15 protein-coding genes and 1 pseudogene are annotated in these 20,650 nt (G+C 39.8%); 10 read left to right on the top strand and 6 right to left on the bottom strand.

Features of this window, described 5'->3' with window-relative positions; translation table 11 throughout:
- The 7 genes from HMPREF2697_RS09235 to HMPREF2697_RS09205 all read left to right on the top strand — a co-directional run.
- Window positions 1–380 (top strand): N-acetylmuramoyl-L-alanine amidase family protein (locus HMPREF2697_RS09235; RefSeq protein ID WP_142350098.1); only part of this gene is annotated, 380 nt, incomplete at its 5' end.
- A 119-nt stretch (window positions 381–499) separates the two neighbouring features.
- On the top strand, window positions 500–4,213 hold the full coding sequence (locus HMPREF2697_RS09230) for a pullulanase (RefSeq protein ID WP_070850481.1): 3,714 nt from the start codon (window positions 500–502) through the stop codon (window positions 4,211–4,213).
- 250 nt (window positions 4,214–4,463) lie between these two features.
- Entirely contained in the window at window positions 4,464–5,336 is an 873-nt protein-coding gene (efeO, locus tag HMPREF2697_RS09225; RefSeq protein WP_070850479.1) for an iron uptake system protein EfeO, read from the top strand.
- 5 nt (window positions 5,337–5,341) lie between these two features.
- Window positions 5,342–6,547, top strand: coding sequence for an iron uptake transporter deferrochelatase/peroxidase subunit (efeB, locus tag HMPREF2697_RS09220; RefSeq protein ID WP_070850477.1), 1,206 nt, complete (start codon window positions 5,342–5,344; stop codon window positions 6,545–6,547).
- Complete coding sequence (locus tag HMPREF2697_RS09215; RefSeq protein ID WP_070850475.1) at window positions 6,525–8,210, top strand: FTR1 family iron permease; 1,686 nt, start codon at window positions 6,525–6,527, stop codon at window positions 8,208–8,210. The genes efeB and HMPREF2697_RS09215 overlap by 23 nt, the downstream gene beginning before the upstream one ends.
- Entirely contained in the window at window positions 8,197–8,925 is a 729-nt protein-coding gene (gene tatC, locus HMPREF2697_RS09210) for a twin-arginine translocase subunit TatC (RefSeq protein WP_070579837.1), read from the top strand. Before HMPREF2697_RS09215 ends, tatC begins: the two co-directional genes overlap by 14 nt.
- A 12-nt stretch (window positions 8,926–8,937) precedes the next feature.
- Window positions 8,938–9,126, top strand: a complete 189-nt coding sequence (locus HMPREF2697_RS09205; protein ID WP_002884867.1) for a twin-arginine translocase TatA/TatE family subunit — start codon at window positions 8,938–8,940, stop codon at window positions 9,124–9,126.
- Between the two features lie 146 nt (window positions 9,127–9,272).
- On the opposite strand, the gene HMPREF2697_RS10265 is transcribed toward HMPREF2697_RS09205, so the two are convergent.
- The 5 genes and pseudogenes from HMPREF2697_RS10265 to HMPREF2697_RS09185 all read right to left on the bottom strand — a co-directional run bounded on the left by HMPREF2697_RS10265 (window position 9,273) and on the right by HMPREF2697_RS09185 (window position 14,206).
- Entirely contained in the window at window positions 9,273–9,365 is a 93-nt protein-coding gene (locus tag HMPREF2697_RS10265) for a type I toxin-antitoxin system Fst family toxin (protein WP_004182539.1), read from the bottom strand.
- Window positions 9,366–9,524: 159 nt separating this feature from the next.
- Window positions 9,525–10,661 (bottom strand): ABC transporter ATP-binding protein, encoded by a 1,137-nt coding sequence (locus tag HMPREF2697_RS09200; protein ID WP_070850473.1) that lies wholly within the window; start codon window positions 10,659–10,661, stop codon window positions 9,525–9,527.
- Window positions 10,662–10,676: 15 nt separating this feature from the next.
- On the bottom strand, window positions 10,677–11,513 hold the full coding sequence (locus HMPREF2697_RS09195) for a sugar ABC transporter permease (RefSeq protein WP_070850471.1): 837 nt from the start codon (window positions 11,511–11,513) through the stop codon (window positions 10,677–10,679).
- Window positions 11,513–12,869: pseudogene (locus tag HMPREF2697_RS09190) on the bottom strand (carbohydrate ABC transporter permease). The gene HMPREF2697_RS09195 and the pseudogene HMPREF2697_RS09190 overlap by 1 nt, the downstream one beginning before the upstream one ends.
- An 89-nt stretch (window positions 12,870–12,958) precedes the next feature.
- Window positions 12,959–14,206 (bottom strand): extracellular solute-binding protein, encoded by a 1,248-nt coding sequence (locus HMPREF2697_RS09185; RefSeq protein ID WP_070850469.1) that lies wholly within the window; start codon window positions 14,204–14,206, stop codon window positions 12,959–12,961.
- 182 nt (window positions 14,207–14,388) lie between these two features.
- Here HMPREF2697_RS09185 and HMPREF2697_RS09180 point away from each other — a divergent pair, with 182 nt between their 5' ends.
- The 3 genes from HMPREF2697_RS09180 (at window position 14,389) to glgP (ending at window position 19,408) form a co-directional block, all read left to right on the top strand.
- Window positions 14,389–15,393 carry a LacI family DNA-binding transcriptional regulator gene (locus HMPREF2697_RS09180; protein ID WP_070850466.1) on the top strand — a complete coding sequence of 335 codons (1,005 nt, stop codon included), beginning with the start codon at window positions 14,389–14,391 and terminating at the stop codon, window positions 15,391–15,393.
- A gap of 252 nt (window positions 15,394–15,645) precedes the next feature.
- Window positions 15,646–17,145: a 4-alpha-glucanotransferase gene (gene malQ, locus HMPREF2697_RS09175; RefSeq protein WP_070850464.1), complete on the top strand. Its 1,500-nt coding sequence runs from the start codon at window positions 15,646–15,648 to the stop codon at window positions 17,143–17,145.
- A gap of 1 nt (window position 17,146) precedes the next feature.
- Complete coding sequence (gene glgP / locus HMPREF2697_RS09170; protein WP_070850462.1) at window positions 17,147–19,408, top strand: glycogen/starch/alpha-glucan family phosphorylase; 2,262 nt, start codon at window positions 17,147–17,149, stop codon at window positions 19,406–19,408.
- A gap of 110 nt (window positions 19,409–19,518) precedes the next feature.
- On the opposite strand, the gene HMPREF2697_RS10260 is transcribed toward glgP, so the two are convergent.
- On the bottom strand, window positions 19,519–20,646 hold the full coding sequence (locus tag HMPREF2697_RS10260; RefSeq protein ID WP_083319686.1) for a hypothetical protein: 1,128 nt from the start codon (window positions 20,644–20,646) through the stop codon (window positions 19,519–19,521).
- Window positions 20,647–20,650: the final 4 nt, after the last annotated feature.

Below are 20,650 nucleotides of genomic sequence, written 5' to 3'. Positions count from 1 at the left end.
TCTTCGTAAGTATTCACATCAATGCTTCAGGAAGCTCAGCATCACAGGGAATCGAGACTTATTATTACCAACCTTATGCAGAATACCCATCACGTATTAATGCGACCTATCATGCTAATCCGATTCGTTTGAGTATGAGTGACACCTTGGCCAATGCCATCCAGTCTAGCCTGATTAATGCGACTGGTGCTCAGAATCAGGGCGTGAAGCGTCAAACCTTTGCGGTCTTGCGTGAGACAACAGCACCAGCAGTTCTCCTTGAACTTGGTTTCTTGTCAAATCCTCAAGAAGCCGCTCGTTTGAATACCTCTGCTTATCAGGAGACTTTAGCAAACGCAATTGTGGCAGGGATTAAGCGTTACTATTCTATTTATAATTAATAGATTGAGAGAATCTTATGGTTCTCTCTTTTTTAATTTTTAAAGAGAGAAAACGCTTGCATAAACGAAAGCTAAATGGTATATTAAAAAACATGAAAACGTTAACAAAAGGAGTTTTTATGAAAAGAAATACTCAAGCTAATGATGAAAAAGTTCTTCGTTATAGCCTTCGCAAGTACAAGTTAGGTTTGGCTTCTGTAACCATTGGAGCTATTTTTTTGAGCTTTGCTGCAGTTCAAGGAGTAAAAGCAGATGAAGCAGTATCAACGCCCGACTCTAGCACACAGGTAGAACAAGCTGATCCTAGTCTTACTACCAGTGGACTAGTAACTGAAACGCCAACAGCTCCTGTAGCAGCTGAGAATGCCACGGTATCCAAGGAAAATGAGCCAGTTTCTCTTCCAGAAGAAAATACTGGCCGTACTGAGATTCCCAAGCTAACTGAAACTAGCGAAAACACGCCAAAAACAGTAAGTACTAGTAATAGTCAAGCTCTTACGAATGCATCTGAGGATCCTATTGCTGATGGGTCTATTCGCTTGCATTTCCAAGAGTTGCCAAGTCCAGACAAGGCATCGCTTGGACTTTGGACTTGGGATGATGTTGAGACACCATCATCTCAGAAGGGGGCCTGGCCGACAGGGGCAACCTCATTTGCTGAAGCTAAACAGGATGATTATGGTGTCTATTTAGATGTGAAATTGTCTTCAACACCTAAAAAACTTAGCTTCTTGATTAATAATGCCGCTGGAACGAACCTTTCAGGGGATAAAGCAGTCGAAATTCTTAGCCCTCAAATGAATGAGGCCTGGATTGACAAAGATTTCCAAGTTTACAGCTATCAACCTATCCCTCAAGACCACGTTCGTATCAATTATTTCCGTACGGATGGCGACTATAGCAATAAGTCTGTCTGGTATTGGGGTGATGTTAAGGACGCTCCAAGCAATTGGCCTGATGGTGTCAATTTCCAACCGAATGGTAAGTATGGTGCCTACTTAGATATTCCACTAACACAAGCGGCAAAATCGATAGGATTTTTACTCTTAGATGAGAGCAAAACTGGAGATGATGTGAAAATTCAACCAAATGATTATAAATTTAGTGACTTGAAAAAATCTCGTCAGCTTTTCGTACGAGATACTGATCCGACAGTCTACACCAACCCTTACTTTGTCAAGGATGTGCGTTTGACTGGGGCTCAGCAGCTTAGTCCAAGCAAAATCGAACTTAGCTTCACCAACTTAGACGAGGTCTCATCTGAGGATATTCTTAAAGACCTTAAGGTGACGGATAAGGATGGTAACAGTGTAACTCTTAAACAGCTTGACTTGGATGCTAAACTCAAAAAAGCTACATTAACAGGTGATTTTGCTGCAGAAAATCTGCCTTATAAGGTCACTTTGGGCAGTGATAGTTTTAAAACGTCTGAGAGCTGGCAATTAAAGGATGCCCTCTACAGTTATGATGGCGAGTTGGGTGCTCGACTAGAAGAGAATGGTACTAAGGCACATGTGACACTTTGGTCACCAAGTGCTGATCAAGTAGATATCATTGTCTATGATAAGAATAATCAAGACAAGGTGCTGGCTGAACACGGTCTAAGCAAAGGACCTCGAGGTACTTGGCAAGCTGACCTACTTGCGACTGATTTTGGCCTTGAAAACTTAACAGGCTATTTCTATCAATACCGCATTAAACGTGGTGATCAGTCAGTAATTGTTCTTGATCCTTATGCGAAATCTCTGGCAGCTTGGAATAGTGATGATGCTAGCAAGGGTCCTGAACACAAGATTGCCAAGGCTGCCTTTGTAGATCCTGCTAATTATGGACCAAAAGATCTTGACTACGCTAAGATTCCTAACTTTAAGTCTCGTGAAGATGCCATTATTTATGAGGCCCATGTCCGAGATTTCACCTCTGACAAGGCTATTTCAGCTGAATTGAAGCACCAGTTTGGTACTTTTGCAGCCTTTGCGGAGCGTTTGGATTATCTTAAAGACCTTGGGGTTACCCATATTCAGCTTTTGCCAGTATTGAGCTACTATTTTGTTAATGAATTGCAAAATGGCAAGCGTTTGGATGCCTATGCTTCAAGCGATAGTAACTACAACTGGGGCTATGATCCACAAAACTATTTCTCTTTGACGGGTATGTATTCTGAAAACCCTAGTGATCCAGCTAAACGTATTGAAGAATTCAAGAATTTAGTTGCAGCTATCCATGCCCATGGTATGGGTGTTATCTTGGATGTGGTTTACAATCATACAGCCAAAACAGCTATTTTTGAAGACCTTGAGCCAAATTACTATCACTTTATGGATGCTGATGGCACTCCTCGTTCGAGTTTTGGAGGCGGTCGTCTAGGTACGACTCACTATATGAGCCGTCGTGTCTTGGTGGATTCCATTGCTTATTTGACTAAGGAATATAAAGTAGATGGTTTCCGTTTTGATATGATGGGTGACCATGATGCTGAAAGTATCGAGCAAGCATACAATACTGCACGCGCCCTTAATCCAAATCTCATTATGCTTGGTGAGGGTTGGGTGACTTATGCTGGCGATGAAAATAGCCCTGTTCAGCCTGCCGATCAGTCTTGGATGAAAGACACAGATACCGTAGCTGTATTTTCAGATGATATTCGAAATACCCTCAAATCAGGTTATCCAAACGAGGGAACACCGGCCTTCATCACAGGTGGAAAACGTGATATTAATAAGGTTTTTGATAATATCAAGGCACAGCCAACTAACTTTGAGGCTGATTCACCAGGAGATGTTATTCAGTATATTGCTGCTCATGATAATTTGACCCTTTTTGATATCATCGCCCAATCAATCAAGAAGGATCCAAGCAAGCCTGAGAATAATGCTGAAATTCATCGTCGCTTGCGTCTAGGGAACCTCATGATCTTGACTGCTCAGGGAACACCATTTATTCACTCTGGTCAGGAATACGGTCGCACCAAACAGTTCCGTGATCCTGCCTACCGTTATCCTGTATCTGAGGACAAGGTGCCGAATAAGTCACACCTCTTAGTTGATGAAAAGGGTAATCCATTTGACTATCCTTACTTCATCCATGATTCTTATGATTCAAGTGATGCGGTTAACCATTTTGACTGGACTAAGGCGACTAATAGTCAGGCCTTCCCAGAAAATGCGAAAACGCGTGCCTTTACCAAAGGATTAATTGCCTTACGTAAGTCTACAGATGCCTTCAATTTCAAATCTAAAGCAGATGTGGATGCTCGTGTGACGCTATTGACAGTTCCTGGTCAGGATAATGTCGCTCAAGAGGACTTGGTATTAGGATACCAAACAATTGCTTCCAATGGAGACCGTTACCTTGTCTATGTCAATGCTGATAGCAAGGCTCGTCAGTTTGATTTGAGCAAGCTTACAAATGGTCTATCCTATATGGTTTTAGCAGATGGCAATCAAGTTAATCTATCTGGAATTAGTGAGCTAGCAGGTGTTGCAATCAACAATCACATCTTGACCTTGGACCCACTAACAGCGACGATTATTCGTTTAACCAATGATCAGACACCAACTGAGGAAGTAGCTAAGCCTTCTGAGAAGACTGTGTCATTTGGTGGCAAAGAGACTGAGGTAACTAAAACAAGAGTCAAGACCTCAAGTCAAGAGGACCTTGTCGGAGATGCTGAGCTTGTTGCTCATGGCAATAATCAGGCTGAGACTGAAGCTAGTCGTCAAACTGGTAAGCAACTGCCATCTACTGGTGAAAAGACAAATCGTGGATTCTTTGCAACAGGTCTCTTAAGTATTCTTAGCCTAGGATTCCTTCGAAAACGTCGTACAAAATAATAAGTAACAACAGGTTATTTCCTGTTGTTTTTCTTTTATTTAGAATCATTCTTATCTGCTCTTTAGAATAGTTCTTAAATAGCCTAAAACCGTTGACAGTGCTGGTTCCTTCTGTTAGTTTAGAATATGTTCTCTTACATATGAGAGACCATTATTGACTTATCATCGTTCGTTTTTCATATCGAAATAACAAACGATTCACATATATAACGACAAATGTCGAACACTATCTTGAAAATAGGAGACATTCATGAAAAAACTTAACAAACTTGGTGTTGTTCTTTTAGCATCAGGGCTTTTATTGACGGCTTGTGCCAAATCTGGTAATTCAAGTAATTCTAGCTCATCTAGCTCAAAACTCACAGCCAGTGAGCAAAAGCAATTGAAGCAGGCCACAAGTGATTACAAGACTTTCGTTGAAGGTGAAATCGATCAGCTTTTGAAAGATACTGAAGGATTCAGTGAAACCCTCAAGTCAGGAAATCTTGAAGAAGCTAAGAAACAATACCCATTGGTTCGTATGGCTTACGAACGTTCAGAACCAATTGCCGAAAGCTTTGGTGAGTCTGATGTGAAAATCGACTACCGTTTGGTTGATTACATGGACGAAAATAAATCAGAAGATGGCTGGTCAGGTTTCCACCGTATTGAACGCATCATGTGGCAAGACAACACGACCGATGGTACAGCTGCCTATGCAGATCAATTGGTCAACGATATCAAGGAGCTCAAGGCTAAGATTGCAACTGTTAAAGTCACTCCAGATATCATGTTGACTGGAGCTGTAGACCTTCTGAACGAAGTTGCCACTCAAAAGATTACAGGTGAAGAAGAAGTCTTCTCACACACTGATCTCTACGATTTCCGTGCCAATATTGAAGGAGCAGAAAAAATCTTTGAACTCTTCAAGCCATTGATCCAAAAGAAAGATGCTAAGCTTGTTAAGACTTTGGAAACAGAATTCAAGAATGTCAATGGTCTTTTGGACAAACACATGACTGATGAGAAAAACTATAAGTCTTATACAGATTTGAGTGAGGCAGATACTAAGGAATTGGCCGAAGCTGTAACTAAACTTGGTGAACCATTATCACAAATGGGTGTTATTCTAGATGGGAAATAAGAAAAATGACTGACGAAAAATTTTTAGATCAAAAAATGGACCGTCGTGAATTTCTTAAAAAAGCAGGTATTGGAGGGGCTGGGCTAGCGCTTGGTCTTTCTGGTGCATCTGCTTTTTTCAATAATCAGGATAGTTCAAGTAAAAAAGCTTATGATGGAGATGAAGATATTAGCTTCTATGGCAAACACCAGGCTGGGATTACAACTCCTATGCAAAAGGCTTGCTACTTGGTGGTGCTAGATCTTCACACAACTGATAAAAAAGAAGTGATTCAGCTTTTTAAAGACTGGACAGACTATAGTAGTAAGTTGGTCGAAGGAGAGCTGGTCAAAAAAGATGGTTCTAATGCTCTCTTACCTCCAACAGATACAGGTGAAACAGTGGGACTCAACCCCTATCGCTTGAGCCTGACTTTTGGTGTCTCGGCTGATTTTCTTAAAAAACTTGGTTTGGAATCTAAACGTCCTAAGCTCTTCCGTGATTTGCCTCCATTTCCAAAGGAGCAGTTACAGGACAAGTATACGGGTGGAGATATCGTTATTCAAGCCTGTGCGGATGATGAACAGGTAGCCTTTCATGCTGTTCGAAATCTGATCCGCAAAGGTCGTAATAAAATCACCATGAAGTGGAGTAAATCAGGTTTTGCAGCCATCGGAGACCGTAAGGAGACGCCTCGAAATCTCTTTGGCTTCAAGGACGGTACTGCCAATGTTACGACGGAAAAGGAGTTCGACAAGGTTGTCTGGACTGATAGTAAGGATTGGATGAAGGGTGGTTCTTATATGGCTCTTCGTCTGGTACATATGCACTTGGAGACTTGGGATCGTACCAATTTGCAGGAGCAGGAAAACACCTTTGGTCGCTATAAGGAATCAGGAGCACCCTTTGGCAAGAAAGATGAGTTTGACGAAGTAGATTTGTCAAAACTACCAGTCGATTCTCATGTGCGTTTGGCTAAAGAAGTAGACCTTCCTATCTTACGTCGTTCGTACTCTTATTCAGATGGTATTGATGAGAGAACTGGCCAGTTTGATGCAGGATTGATTTTCATTGCCTACCAGAAGGATCCAGACCGTTTTGTCAAAATACAGACCAATCTTGGTGCTGTAGACAAGATGAATGAGTACATCACCCATATCGGAAGTGGGCTCTTTGCTTGCTTTGCAGGCGTGGAGAAAGGAGGCTACCTTGGTCAAGCACTCTTTGAATAAACTCCTCGTTTTGCTTGGACTTCTGGCTCTATTCTTGACCTATCCAGTTGCTGCTGAATCCTATAGTGATCTCTATATCAAAATCACAGATGCAACAACAGCTGTTCAAAATAAGGATCAAGCAAAAGCTAAGGAATTAGTCGGTGAGATTAAGACTTATTTCGAAACAAAAGAAAATCACGATTCCAAGGCTGGTAAAAAAGTTAGCAAGGCTCTTGATATTAAAGGTGACGTGACAGAAGAGGACTTAACCTCTATCTCGTCAGCCCTTCTTAAATTTGAGAAAGAGCAAAATCCTGTTGACTTGGATGCGGAAAAGGAAAAACTTGAGACCCGTCTTAATCCTTATTTCAAGAACTTACAGGATGCCATTACGGCTAAGGACCTAGCTGCGACCCGCAAAACTTACGGCGAATTGAATAATGCTTGGACGCGAAATGAAGCTGTTGTCCGTGACCACAGTACTGCCTACTACGGCAAGATTGAGACGGCCATTTCACTTTTGCGCAGTAGCATTGAGACGGAGCCTACTGATTTTACCAGCATCCAGTCGTCCTATGATGATCTCAAGGGTGGGATTGATGACTTTATCAAGGGCGTCCCTCTTGATAGTAAAAGCTCAAGTTTAACCCTAAAAGATGGTATTAAACTCTTGGAAAAGGCTCTCGGTCAATTCCAAGCAGGTGATGAAAAAACGGCTGCGGCAACTATGAAGAAGTTCATCACTATCTGGCCAACCATTGAAGGTGATGTAAGCACGACTAACCCAAGCCTCTATACGCGCGTGGAGAGTGAAACACCGGTTATCATGGTTAAGGGGAAAGAAAAAGCTTATCAGGACAAACTGCAAGCCTTGATTACAGACCTATCAGCTATCGATACCAGTGCTTCTTATAATGCCTTTGATGCCATGTTGATTCTCTTGCGTGAAGGGGTCGAAGCCCTCCTTATCGTTATGGCCCTTGTGACAACTCTTAAGGCAGCCAAGATGCGTAAGGGACTCAAATGGGTTTATGGCGGAGCCATTGCTGGTGTTCTTGCCAGCGCACTTATAGCAGTTATCTTACAAGTTGTCTTTCCAGCTGTGACCTCAGGGGCTAACCGTGAAATTATTGAAGGTGGCGTTGGTATCTTTGCAGTTGCGATGATGATTCTGATTGGAATCTGGCTCCACAGCAAGTCGTCAGTTAAACAGTGGAATGACTTGATGGACCGTCAGATGAAGACAGTGACGGCTACTGGAAGTTTTGTATCCATGTTTGCCCTTAGTTTCTTGGCTGTCTTCCGTGAAGGTGCCGAGACCATTCTTTTCTATGTTGGTATTATCCCACGTATCACGACAGCTAATTTCTTGATTGGTATTGCTTTAGCCATTGCAGTTCTTGTTATTATTGCTGTGGCTATGACTAAAGCTAGTCACTATATTAAACCGCATCGTATCTTCTTTATTTTGACTTGGTTGATTTATGCCTTGGCCTTCAAGATGCTCGGTGTCAGCATTCATGCCCTTCAGTTGACTAATATGATGTCCAATCATTTGATTAGTGGTTTCCCAACAATTGATTGGGCTGGTATCTATCCTAGCTGGGAAGTCCTAATTCCACAACTTATCTTTATTGTTATTATTGCCTTTGTAACGGTGAAACAGCATGGCAAGAAGTAAGGACGAGATGACCATTGTTGAGCATCTGGTGGAATTTCGGAGACGTTTTATTGCAGTAGTGTTATGCTTTTTCCTAGTTTTCTGTATCACCCTGTTGTTTGCTGGGGAGCTCTATGCTTATCTGACTAGAGGATTTGATAAGCCCTTATTGGTTCTAGGACCTAACGATATTCTCTGGATTTACATTAACTTAGCCAGTCTCATGGCTTTTACGGTCACCTTGCCTTTTACCACCTACCAGATTTGGCAGTTTGTGAAACCTGGTTTGAGGGACAATGAAGCGCGTGCCATTTTTGCCTATATTCCAGCGACTTTTGTCTGTTTTGTATTGGGTTTGGCCTTTGGTTATTATTTTGTTAGTCCAGCTATCTTGGAAGTGCTTTTGAAACTAGGTGAAGGGCTCTTTGATACACAAATTACAGCACAAAACTACCTTAGTTTTTTACTGCATACGACAGTGCCTCTAGCTGTTCTCTTTGAACTTCCCGTAGTTGTGAGTTTTTTGACATCTATCGGCATAATAACACCAGTATTTCTGACACGCTATAGACGCTATGCTTACTTTATTCTCTTGGTTTTGGCAGTTGTTTTGACACCAGCCGACTTTATTAGTGACTTGGCTATGACTGCTCCCTTAATCTTACTCTATGAAGTTAGCGTAACTCTTAGTAAGCTCATTTATAAACGTAAACAAAGAAAATATAAAGATAAATAGAAAGGAGATCTCATGGGAATTCTACGTGATATCGGAGCTCCAGGACTTATCATTATTGTCCTAGGAGCCCTCCTCATCTTTGGTCCTAAACGCTTGCCAGAACTCGGTCAATCTATCGGTAAAATGCTAGCCGAGTTTAAAGCAGCCGTAAATAAAACTGATGATGATAAAAAAGACGAAGAAGACAAGACTAAAGACTAAGATCTCTATCTAAAGGTTATCTTCAAGTTTCTTGACAATTCTAAGCTTTTATGACATAATACACTTGTATTGAATAGTAAGTCTATATCATAGGCAAGAAAAGACCCCAAGCTAACTTCCACATAAGCTCGGGGTCTTTTTTAGCACTATCTATCCTTGTTTAACCACTTGTCGATCAGACGAAGGATAACACCGACCACAATAGGTCCGATGATAGTTTTGAATAGTAAATCCATCATAGGCAAACTCACCTCCCTTCGTAGGCGGTGTCGAGGTGCCAAAGGATATTATATCATAGATTGAAAGAGATATGTTTAGTGAGTGATAGGAAGTATTAGTTAGAATGTAGGTTAATCATGCCAAACAAAAAATCAGCCTCTTGAGCTGATTTTTTTATCTTACAAACTGATACGTTTTTCTGTTTCAGCATCGAAGAAGTGACCTTTAGCAACGTTGAAAGTAAGGTTAACTTTTTCACCTGGATTATGGAAGTCACGCGCATCAACACGGGCAGCAAACTCAGTTTCCCCAAGTTTTAGGTAAAGCATTGTTTCTGCACCAAGAAGCTCTGAAACAACGACTTCAGCATCTACATTGGCATCTGGATAAACTTCTTGAACAATTGGACGGCTTGAAACATCTTCAGGACGGATACCAAAGATAACTTCCTTGCCTTGGTAACCTGTTTCTTTCAAGATTTTAGCTTGACCCTCAGAGATTGCAATATCCAAACCTTCAGAGTTAGTGATACGGTTGCCATCAACCTTAACATTGAAGAAGTTCATAGCAGGACTTCCGATAAATCCGGCAACAAATTTATTAGCTGGCTCATTATAAAGTTCTTGAGGGGTACCAATTTGTTCGATACGACCGATAGTACCAGAACCATCAGGATTTTTAGTAGAACTCATGATAACGATACGGTCAGAAAGAGTCATAGCTTCTGTTTGGTCGTGGGTAACGTAGATAGTAGTTGCACCAATATTACGAGTAATTTTAGCAATTTCAGCACGCATGGTCACACGAAGCTTAGCATCCAAGTTTGAGAGAGGTTCATCCATAAGGAAGACTTTAGCATCACGAACGATAGCACGTCCCATAGCTACACGTTGACGTTGACCACCAGATAGGTCTGCAGGCTTACGATCTAAGAACTCAGTCAAACCAAGGCTAGCAGCAGCTTCACGCACACGTTTGTCGATATCGTCTTTTTTATATTTACGAAGTTTAAGACCAAAGGCCATATTTTCATAAACAGTCATGTGAGGGTAAAGTGCATAGTTTTGGAATACCATGGCAATGTCACGATCTTTTGGTGATTTGTCATTAACCACTTCACCATCGATATAGAGTTTACCTTCTGTGATTTCTTCGAGACCAGCAACCATACGGAGAGTTGTTGATTTACCACATCCTGAAGGACCTACGAAAACGATGAATTCCTTGTCTTTGATATCGATACTGAAATCTTCGACAGAGTAGTGAGTTGCATTTGGGTATTTTTTGTAAATTTTATCCAGTTTAAGAGTTGTCATATCATTTATCCTTTATTATTTAACTGATCCGCCGGTTACACCTTCAACATAGTATTTCTGCATGAAGATAAAGAGAAGGGTGATTGGGATGGCGATGATAATAGCACCTGCGGTAAATGGAAGGAACCATTCATTGATAGCGTCTTGGTTAAGCATTTGATAGAGTCCAAGGGCAACCGTATATTTATCTTTAACGTCACCGAGGATAACAGATGCAAAGATGAAGTCTACCCAAGGTCCCATGAAGGCCATGAGGGCAGTGTAGACGATGATTGGTTTAGAAAGTGGCAAGGTAATCTTAGTGAAGATTTGAAGACGAGTTGCGCCATCAATCATTGCTGATTCAACCAATGAGTAAGGAATGGTATCAAAGAAACCTTTCGCAATGTAGAAACCTAGTGCAGCCCCAGCAGAATAAACCAAAACCAAAGATGTCAAGGTTTGTGTCAAATTGAGGGCCTTCAAAATGTAGTAGACCGCGATCATTGACATGAATCCAGGGAACATGTTAAGCACAAGTGCCAACTTCAAGAAGCCATTTCTGTGTTTGAATTTAATACGACTAAGTGAGTAGGCCATCCCAACGGTAATCAAAGTTGAGAGGATACATGTACATGTGGCAACGATGAAGGTATTGATGAACCATTTTCCAAATGGATAAGCATCGCTGGTAAACAGTTTAATGTAGTTATTAAAAGTGTAAGTCTTAGGGAAGAAGTAAGGAACCGCATTAGCTCCTTCACCACGGAAACTTGTAAGGAAGATCCAAATAATAGGAATCAACCAGATAACAGCTAGAACTGTCAATAGAATATAAGTACCAGTTAGGTAAAGATTTTTCTTACGTTTCATTATTTAGCAGCCCCTTCCTTGAATGAAGATGATCTTGTGTAGGCCAAGAGACTGAATGTTGCAGAGATGGCGAAAATCAAGATACCGATAACAGATGCCAAGTTGTAGTCTTTAGCGCTAACAGTCAGTTTGTAGAGCCAAGTTACCAAGAGGTCAGTTGAACCCGCTTGATAGTATTCAGAGTTAGTAGGTCCACCACCAGTAAGGAAGTAGATAACGTTGAAGTTATTGATATTACCGATGAATTGTTGAATCAATGATGGCGCCATGATCAAGAGAATTTGTGGGAAAGTGATGCTCTTGAAGATTTGGAATTTGCTTGCTCCATCAATTTCAGCAGCTTCAATCTGCTCAGTTGGCAAGTTCATGATGATACCAGTTGCAACCAACATTGTGAATGGAATACCAATCCACATATTAACAAAGATAATAGAGAACTTAGCCCAGAGAGGGTCAGTCAAGAATGGAATTGGTCCATTAGTGAGATGCAAGGTTTGAAGCAAACCATTCAAAGGACCATGGTCATTAAGGAAATTACGCATCAAAAGAAGGGATACGAACTGAGGAACGGCGATAGTGATAACAAAGAGTGTACGCCATACTTTCTTGAATTTAAGCCCCTTAGTGTTGAGCAAGAGAGCAAGGACAATACCGAAGAAGAAAGTTGTTGCTGTTGCAGCAACTGCCCAAATCAAGGTCCATGTCAAAAGTGGGAAGAAAGTACCAGCCATACGACCTTGCAAAACCTCACCAAAACTTGAGAAACCAACCCAGTCAAAGAGTGATTTAGGTGCTGGGTGATTGTGGTCAAAGTTAGTAAAAGCCAAACAGATCATGTAGATCAAAGGCAAGATTGTGAAGAGCAAAACTCCAATCAATGGTACAGTCATAAGTCCCATGTGAAAACGACCATCAGCCAAGGTCTTGAAGTCTTCGACAAAGTTAGGAACTTTACGTCCAGACTGTTTGAGAGCCATGAGATGACGAGCACTCTTAAGATTACACCAGTAAATATAAGCAAAAACTGCGCAGAAGATTAATGATGCAAGTCCAAAAATCAACAAGAGCATAGAGTTATCTCCAGCGACCTGAACAGTAAGCTTAACCCCATTAACCTCTTTAATAGCTTCACCTTGTTCTTGAGTCCCCAAGGTAATCATACCTTTAAGTGCAGGGATAATTTGGATAACGAAGGCTACTAAGAAGGCAATCTCAGAAAGGAGGAAGAGCAAACTTGGTGAACTGTTTGTTGACCAAGTTTGCCAATCCCATTACCAGAAAGGACAATTTGACATCCCATGTACCTTCTTTGAAGACCTGGCGCATAGGAGTTGTGTCGTAGATTGTTTGTGACATAGATATCTCCTCAGATAAATGTTTAATTAGTGATAGATAAAGAGGCTAGGAACCTGACCTGCCTCTTTACCTTCTCATAGTTAGGATTCTTATTTAGCTGCTGCCAAATCTTTATCAAATTGTTGTAATTTAGTAAGGAATTGGTCTTCCTTGATTTTACCGTTATATGCATCACTCATAAGAGCAGCATTTTCAGTCCAGAAGACTGACATTTGACTAAGTTTAGGCATAACAGTTGTGTACTGATCAGATGAACCCATAGTAATTACAGCTTGTGCAAGAGCATCCTTTTGAACAGCTTCAGAAGCTTGAACTTCTTTGTTAGCTGGGATGATGTGACGGTCTTCATTAGTGAATTGGTTATTTTGACTGTCTTTGCTTGTCAAAGCTTGTGCCAATTGGTAAGAAGCAGCGATACGTTCTGCGTTACCTTTAGATGGTGTTTGGTTAACTGCGTAAAGTTTAACACCCATGAAGGCTTTTTGTTGAACGTCTTGACCACCAATATTAACTGTTGGGTAAACAGCAACACCAAGATTGTCTTTACCAACAGCTTTAGCAGCTGCAGCGTAGTCCCATGGTCCTGATTGGAAAGCATCAACAGAACCATCTTCGAATTTAGCCATCATGTTAGCTGAATCGACATTGACAAATCCTTTATTGTCTTTTTGAGCTGCGATGAATTTAAGAACATTCACACCAGCTTCGTTACCCCAGTTAGTACCTTTCACATCTTCACCGTTAGGACCAAAGAGTGTGTCACCAACTGAAAGGAAGAGAGGAGCAGTTACATAAGCGTTAACTTCTTTCAAGTTGCTACCAAATTTAGCTTTAGAAGTGATTGTTTCGTATGATTTCACATCTTCTTCATTAAGTTTAGATTTGTTGTAGTATGTAACTTGTGTTTCGATACCATATGGGAAGGCGTAAGTTTTACCTTTGTATTGAGCACCTACAGCAGCTTGTTCAGTATCTTGCTCAGCAATTTCTTTTGAGTATTGCTCTGGAATTTCTTGGATAGCTCCAGCGTCTACCAATTTACCGAGTTGGTCATGTGGAAGTGAGAAGACATCTGCAGCAGTAGAAGCATCCTTAGTCAAGTTTTCTTGAGCATTTGGATCTTCCATTTCAACCATATCAACTTTATAACCAGATTTCTTTTCAAACTGTGCTACTGTATCTGAGTAAGATTTCTTAGCACCAGTTGGTACCCAAAGTTTCAAAGTCTTGCTATCTGAGCTTGAGCTCTTGCTTGAGTTTGACCCACAAGCTACCAAGAGCGATCCAGCCACAAGTAATCCAGCACTACCAAGTAATACCTTTTGCCATTTTTTCATTTCTATTTCCTCCAGAAATTTAGTTTACGATAAACATTATGCAACCGTTTCCACAATCTGTTAAGTATTTTATAAAAAATTTTTTAACTTTTTGCAAACGATTGCAAAAAATGTCCATCTAGTTTATAATTGTTCTTATAATTTTCGACTATAAATATATTTATAAGAATGAGAGGGACATAATGGCTACAATTAAAGATGTTGCTAAGAAGGCTGGTGTTAGCCCATCAACGGTAAGTAGGACTTTAAAAGATAATCCGGCTATATCAAAAGAAACTAAAGTTAAAGTAAGAGCAGCTATGGAAGAATTAGGTTATGTACCCAACTCAGCAGCACAAATGTTGGCAACAGGCTTAACTCATAGTTTAGGTGTGATTCTTCCTCCTTTAACTGACCGAGAAAATATCAGCCAGCCCTTCTATATGGAAATTCTAACAGCAATTAATGAAGAAGCTAGTTGTCATTCTCAGGTCGTTAGTATTGCTACGGGTGCTACGCTAGAGGAATTAGTTAAGCAGGTTGAGCTCATGCATCGTCAAAAACGGGCAGATGGCTTTATAATCCTCTATTCAGAAAAGAAAGATCCTGTTAAAGATTACCTATTAAAAGAAAAAGTACCCTTTGTAGTGGTTGGAGCAGCAGTAGATAATGAAAATAAAGTAACCTATATTGATAATGATAATAAGGAATTAGGACATGAAGCTGTAAATTACCTCCAGGCAAAAGGGCACCGAAAGATTGGTTTTATCACAGATGATCTTTTTGGACAAGTGGGGCAGGAACGTTATCAAGGGTATAAGCAAGCAGCAAACGAACAAAATTTGGATGTCTTACCTGAACTTGTCTTTTCAGCACGAACAATCGAGGATTTAAAGAAAGAATTGGAAAGATTTTCTCCGACAGCTTTGATTGTTAAGGATGACCTTATCGCCCTTCGTCTTATTCAATGGCTGAACAATCAAGGATTTAGAGTTCCTGAAGATTATGCTATTATTTCTTTCAATAATTCGACTTTTGCAGAAATCATGCATCCTTTCTTGACTACATTTGACATTAATATTCAGGCACTAGCTAGAGAAAGTGTTCAAAGCCTTCTAGGACTTCTAAAAGCAGCCAAGATTAAGTCACAAAAAGTCATTATTCCATTTGAACTTATAGAAAGAGAAAGTGTCCTAACTTATCCGTAATAGGTTAAGGAGTGTCCAAGTAGTTGGTTAGTAAAACGACCGACTACTTTTTTCTTTTGATAAGAATCCTATTTTTCCGAAATTCATTAGAAGTAATTATTAAAAAATTCTCTCTCGCAGTGTAAGCGCTTGTTTTGCGAACAATCATTCAAGAATAAATAAAAAAATTTTATTTTTTTGCTAAAAATTCTTGACTTATGCAAACGTTTGCATTATAATCATAAGTGTAAAAAATAATTTGAGGTAAACTTTATGAACAAACGAGCAAGCGGTGTATTGATGCACATCACATCACTTCCAGGTGACTACGGGATCGGATCTTTCGGTCAAGCAGCCTATGACTTTGTTGACTTCTTGAAAGAGACAAAACAAACTTACTGGCAGATCTTGCCACTTACTACAACAAGTTATGGGGATTCACCTTACCAATCATTCTCAGCGGTAGCAGGAAATACTCACTTTATCGATTTGGATTTCCTTATTCGTGACAAGTTTCTTACTAAAGCTGATGTTAAAGGCGCTGACTTTGGATCAGATCCAGAGTTTATCGACTATGCTAAAGTTTATGAAGCACGTCGCCCACTTCTTGAAAAAGCAGTCAAAGCAATCTTGGCTGACAAAAAAGAAGCTAAGAAGTTTGAAGCTTTCAAATCTGAAAATGCTAACTGGTTAGCAGATTATGCTGATTTCATGGCTATCAAAGAACACTTTGATAACAAAGCACTTCAAGATTGGGATGACAAAAAAGCAGTTAAACGCGATGAAGCAACTCTTGAGAAACTTCGCAAAGAACTTGCTGATGTTATCACATATCACCAAGTGGTACAATACCTCTTCTTTAGCCAATGGGCAGAACTAAAAGCTTATGCTAACAAAAATGGTATTCAAATCATCGGTGACATGCCAATCTACATTTCAGCTGATAGTGTTGAAGTTTGGACTCAACCACATCTCTTCAAACTAGACGCTGAATGTAAACCGCGTTACATTGCAGGAGTTCCACCTGATAACTTCTCAGCAACTGGTCAACTTTGGGGTAACCCAATCTATGCTTGGGATAAACACAAAGCTGAAAATTATGCTTGGTGGGTATTCCGTATTCAAGAATCATTTAAACTTTATGATTACTTGCGTATTGACCACTTCAAAGGGTTCTCTGACTTCTGGGAAATTCCTGGAGGTGATGAAACTGCTGAAAATGGTGAATGGGTTCCTGGACCTGGTTATGACCTTTTCAAAGTGGTTAAAGAAGAATTGGGTGATCTTAAAATCATTGCCGAAGACCTTGGTAACATTGATGATAAGACACGTAAACTTCTTGCAGACTGTGGTTACCCTGGAATGAAGATCGTTCAATTTGGATTCTACGATACTACTGGAAACAGCATTGACATTCCACACGTATACACACAACATTCAGTTGCTTACACAGGTACACATGATAACGAAGTAATCAACGGTTGGTACGACAACTTGACGCAAGAGCAACGTGATTATACTGATGCATACATCAACCGTCGTCAGGGTGAACCAATCACACGTGCTCTTCTTCGCACCCTCTTTGCTACTGTAAGCAACACAGCTATTGCGACTATGCAGGATATTCTTGATAAACCTGAAAATAGCCGCACAAACTTCCCTAACACAGTTGGTCAAAACTGGAAATGGCGTATGCTTCCAGGTGAAATCACTGTCGACAAGAAAGAATTTTTGACAGACATTACAGAAAGATATAATCGAGGTAATAACTAAAATGGCTACATTTACACAATATGTTGAAGCAAAAAACAAAAATCTTAAGGACCTTTCAAACGAAGAAATCTACTATCTTTTGTTGGAATTCGTAAAAGAAGCAGCTGCTCCAAAACCTAAAAACGATAGCAAACGTAAAGTTTACTATATCTCAGCTGAATTCTTGATCGGTAAACTTTTGTCTAACAACTTGATCAACTTGGGCATCTACAAAGATGTTAAAGCTGAATTGGATGTTGCTGGTAAATCAATCAGCGAAATTGAAGATGTTGAACCAGAACCATCTCTTGGTAACGGTGGTTTGGGACGTTTGGCTTCATGTTTCATCGATTCTATGTCAACACTTGGTATCAACGGTGAAGGTGTTGGTCTTAACTACCACTGTGGTCTTTTCAAACAAGTCTTCAAAGACAACAAACAAGATGCAGAGCCTAACTACTGGATTGAAGATCAATCATGGTTGGTACCAACTGATATCTCTTACGATGTTCCATTCAAAAACTTTACTTTGAAATCTCGTTTGGACCGTTTGGATATCTTGGGTTATAAGAAAGAAACTAAGAACTACCTTAACCTCTTTGACATCAATGGTGTGGACTACGATTTAATTGATAAAGGAATCACTTTTGATCAAGACGAAATCCAAAAGAACTTGACACTCTTCCTTTACCCAGATGACTCAACTCGTAAAGGTGAGCTCTTGCGTATCTACCAACAATACTTCATGGTATCAAACGCTGCTCAACTTTTGATTGACGAAGCTATTGAACGTGGATCTAACCTTCACGATCTTCCAGATTACGCTTACGTACAAATCAATGATACTCACCCATCAATGGTTATTCCTGAATTGATCCGTCTTTTGACAGAAAAACATGGATTTGAATTTGATGAAGCAGTGGCAATCGTAAGCAAAATGGTTGGTTACACAAACCACACTATCTTGGCTGAAGCCCTTGAAAAATGGCCTCTTGACTACCTTGAAGAAGTTGTTCCACACCTTGTTGTTATCATCAAAAAATTGGATGCTATCATTCGTGAAAAATTCGAAGATCCACGTGTTCAAATCATTGACAAAGACAAACGTGTTCACATGGCACACATGGATATCCACTTCTCTACAAGCGTTAACGGTGTAGCAGCACTTCACACAGAAATCCTTAAATCTTCTGAGTTGAAACCATTCTACGACCTTTACCCAGAACGCTTCAACAACAAAACAAACGGTATTACATTCCGTCGTTGGTTGGAATTCTCAAACCAAGAACTTGCTGACTACATCAAAGAATTGATTGGTGATGGTTACCTTACCGACGCAACTCAATTGGAAAAATTGGCTGCCTTTGCAGATGATCCAGCAGTTCACAAACGTTTGGCTGAAATCAAATATGATAACAAGTTGTCACTTAAACGTTATCTTAAAGCCAACAAAGGTATCGATCTTGATGAAAACTCAATCATTGATACTCAAATCAAACGTTTCCACGAATACAAACGTCAACAAATGAACGCTTTGTATGTCATCCACAAATACTTGGAAATCAAAAAAGGAAACCTTCCAAAACGTAAAATCACTATCATCTTTGGTGGTAAAGCAGCTCCTGCTTACGTTATTGCACAAGACATTATCCACTTGATCTTGTCGCTTTCTGAACTCATCAACAATGATCCAGAAGTAAGCAAATACCTCAACGTTCACTTGGTTGAAAACTATAACGTTACAGTCGCTGAACACCTTATTCCAGCAACTGATATCTCAGAACAAATCTCATTGGCTTCTAAAGAAGCTTCAGGTACAGGTAACATGAAATTCATGCTTAACGGTGCCCTCACTCTTGGTACAATGGACGGTGCCAACGTTGAGATTGCTGAATTGGTAGGACCAGAAAACATCTTCACGTTCGGTAAAGACTCTGATACAATCATCGACCTTTACGAAAAAGAAGGTTATGTATCACGTGATTACTACAAAAAAGATGCTAACATCAAAGCAGCTGTTGACTTTATCGTAAGCGAAGATCTTGTTAAACTTGGTGATAAAGAACGCTTGGAACGTCTCCACAAAGAACTTATCTCTAAAGACTGGTTCATGACATTGATTGACTTGGCTGAATACATCGACAAGAAAGAAGAAGTATACGCAGCTTACGAAGATCAAGATGCATGGAACAAAAAAGTTGTTTACAACATCGCTGAAGCAGGATTCTTCTCATCTGACCGTACAATCGAACAGTATGACAAAGACATCTGGCACACAAAATAAAAATCTAGTTGCATAGAAGGAAACAAGATCAGAAATGGTCTTGTTTTTTTTTTGCATGAAAAAAAACAGCCAATAGATAAATTAACTGTGTTTACATAAATTAAATTCTGTTAATTTAGGTATTGGTGCAATATATCATTCATATAGGCTTCTTTATTTGATGAATCATAAGTTTTAGATGTTGAGTATTTTAGATAATGGATTTCATTTTTTGCAGTTCTTGATTCTTCTTGTAGGTAAGAATCTGTAATGGTAATCTTAAAATCCTCGCTCTTACCTGTTAAATCAAGGCTCAGTGGGAAATTTGTAAACTTATCTGAGTAAAAGGCCATTTTATAAAAGTTATACCCATCACCTCTAAAAGAATTTAAATGAGGAAATTGTATATTGTACATGCCATCCCAATAATTTCCATACTCTCTAATATCGTAGTCATCGAAGAATTCCTGAATTCTTTCCTTGTTAGCAAAATCCTTATCAAAGGTAACAAAGGGAGCCTGCCAATCCCAGAGTGGGATGTCTCCTTCATTTCCGTAGATAATATAGCTTTGCATTTTTCCTGATTTAGGATTTTTCAACTGAAAGTGGTATTTACTAACACCATCTTTGACAGCACCAGTTTGGTAGAGGGTATCACCAGGAACTATCATAAATAGGAAGTCCCTTAGATATAACTCGAAGTCGGCATCCATTGTTTTATCATGTAATCCAGGGAAGCGCTCAATCATTTGTCTGTAATTCTCTGCATTCGAACACCATTCTTCATCAAAACCCGGACCAACCTCAAAAACTTTACGGTCAAAATAGCGTTCATAACGGTCGAAAAAGTTTTCAGTAGAAGTCACCTGTCCAAATGGTAAAGTGATTTTGGTCTTATCAGTAAAAGTGATATGCAATAGAAGTCTGCGGGGATCAATTCCTTTATCGATATAATGGCCGACCTTATATGTAGACAGATTATCAGGGAAATCGTCTTTTCCGAAGTGGAAGACCTCTATCTCAATATCTTTGACAACTTTTCTTTGAGGTTTTATCTTCTCAACGCTGTAATTATAGGCCTTGTAATAGTAATTGTTTTTATCGTAGAGATAAGGCTTATAAGCTCTTTGGTAGGCATTATAGAGAAACATTCCAAGAGCAACAAAAAGAAGCAGAGTAAATGCTATTTTGACCTTTTTATTTATTTTACTGGTTAGCCTCGAGAAATAGAGACTTAATTTACTAGGATTTTGTAACATTCTA

The sequence above is a fragment of the Streptococcus sp. HMSC064D12 genome (assembly GCF_001837205.1).
Taxonomy (GTDB): Bacteria; Bacillota; Bacilli; order Lactobacillales; family Streptococcaceae; genus Streptococcus; species Streptococcus salivarius_D.
Note: the sequence above shows the minus strand (reverse complement) of the source record. Positions and strands in the feature narration are given on the sequence as shown.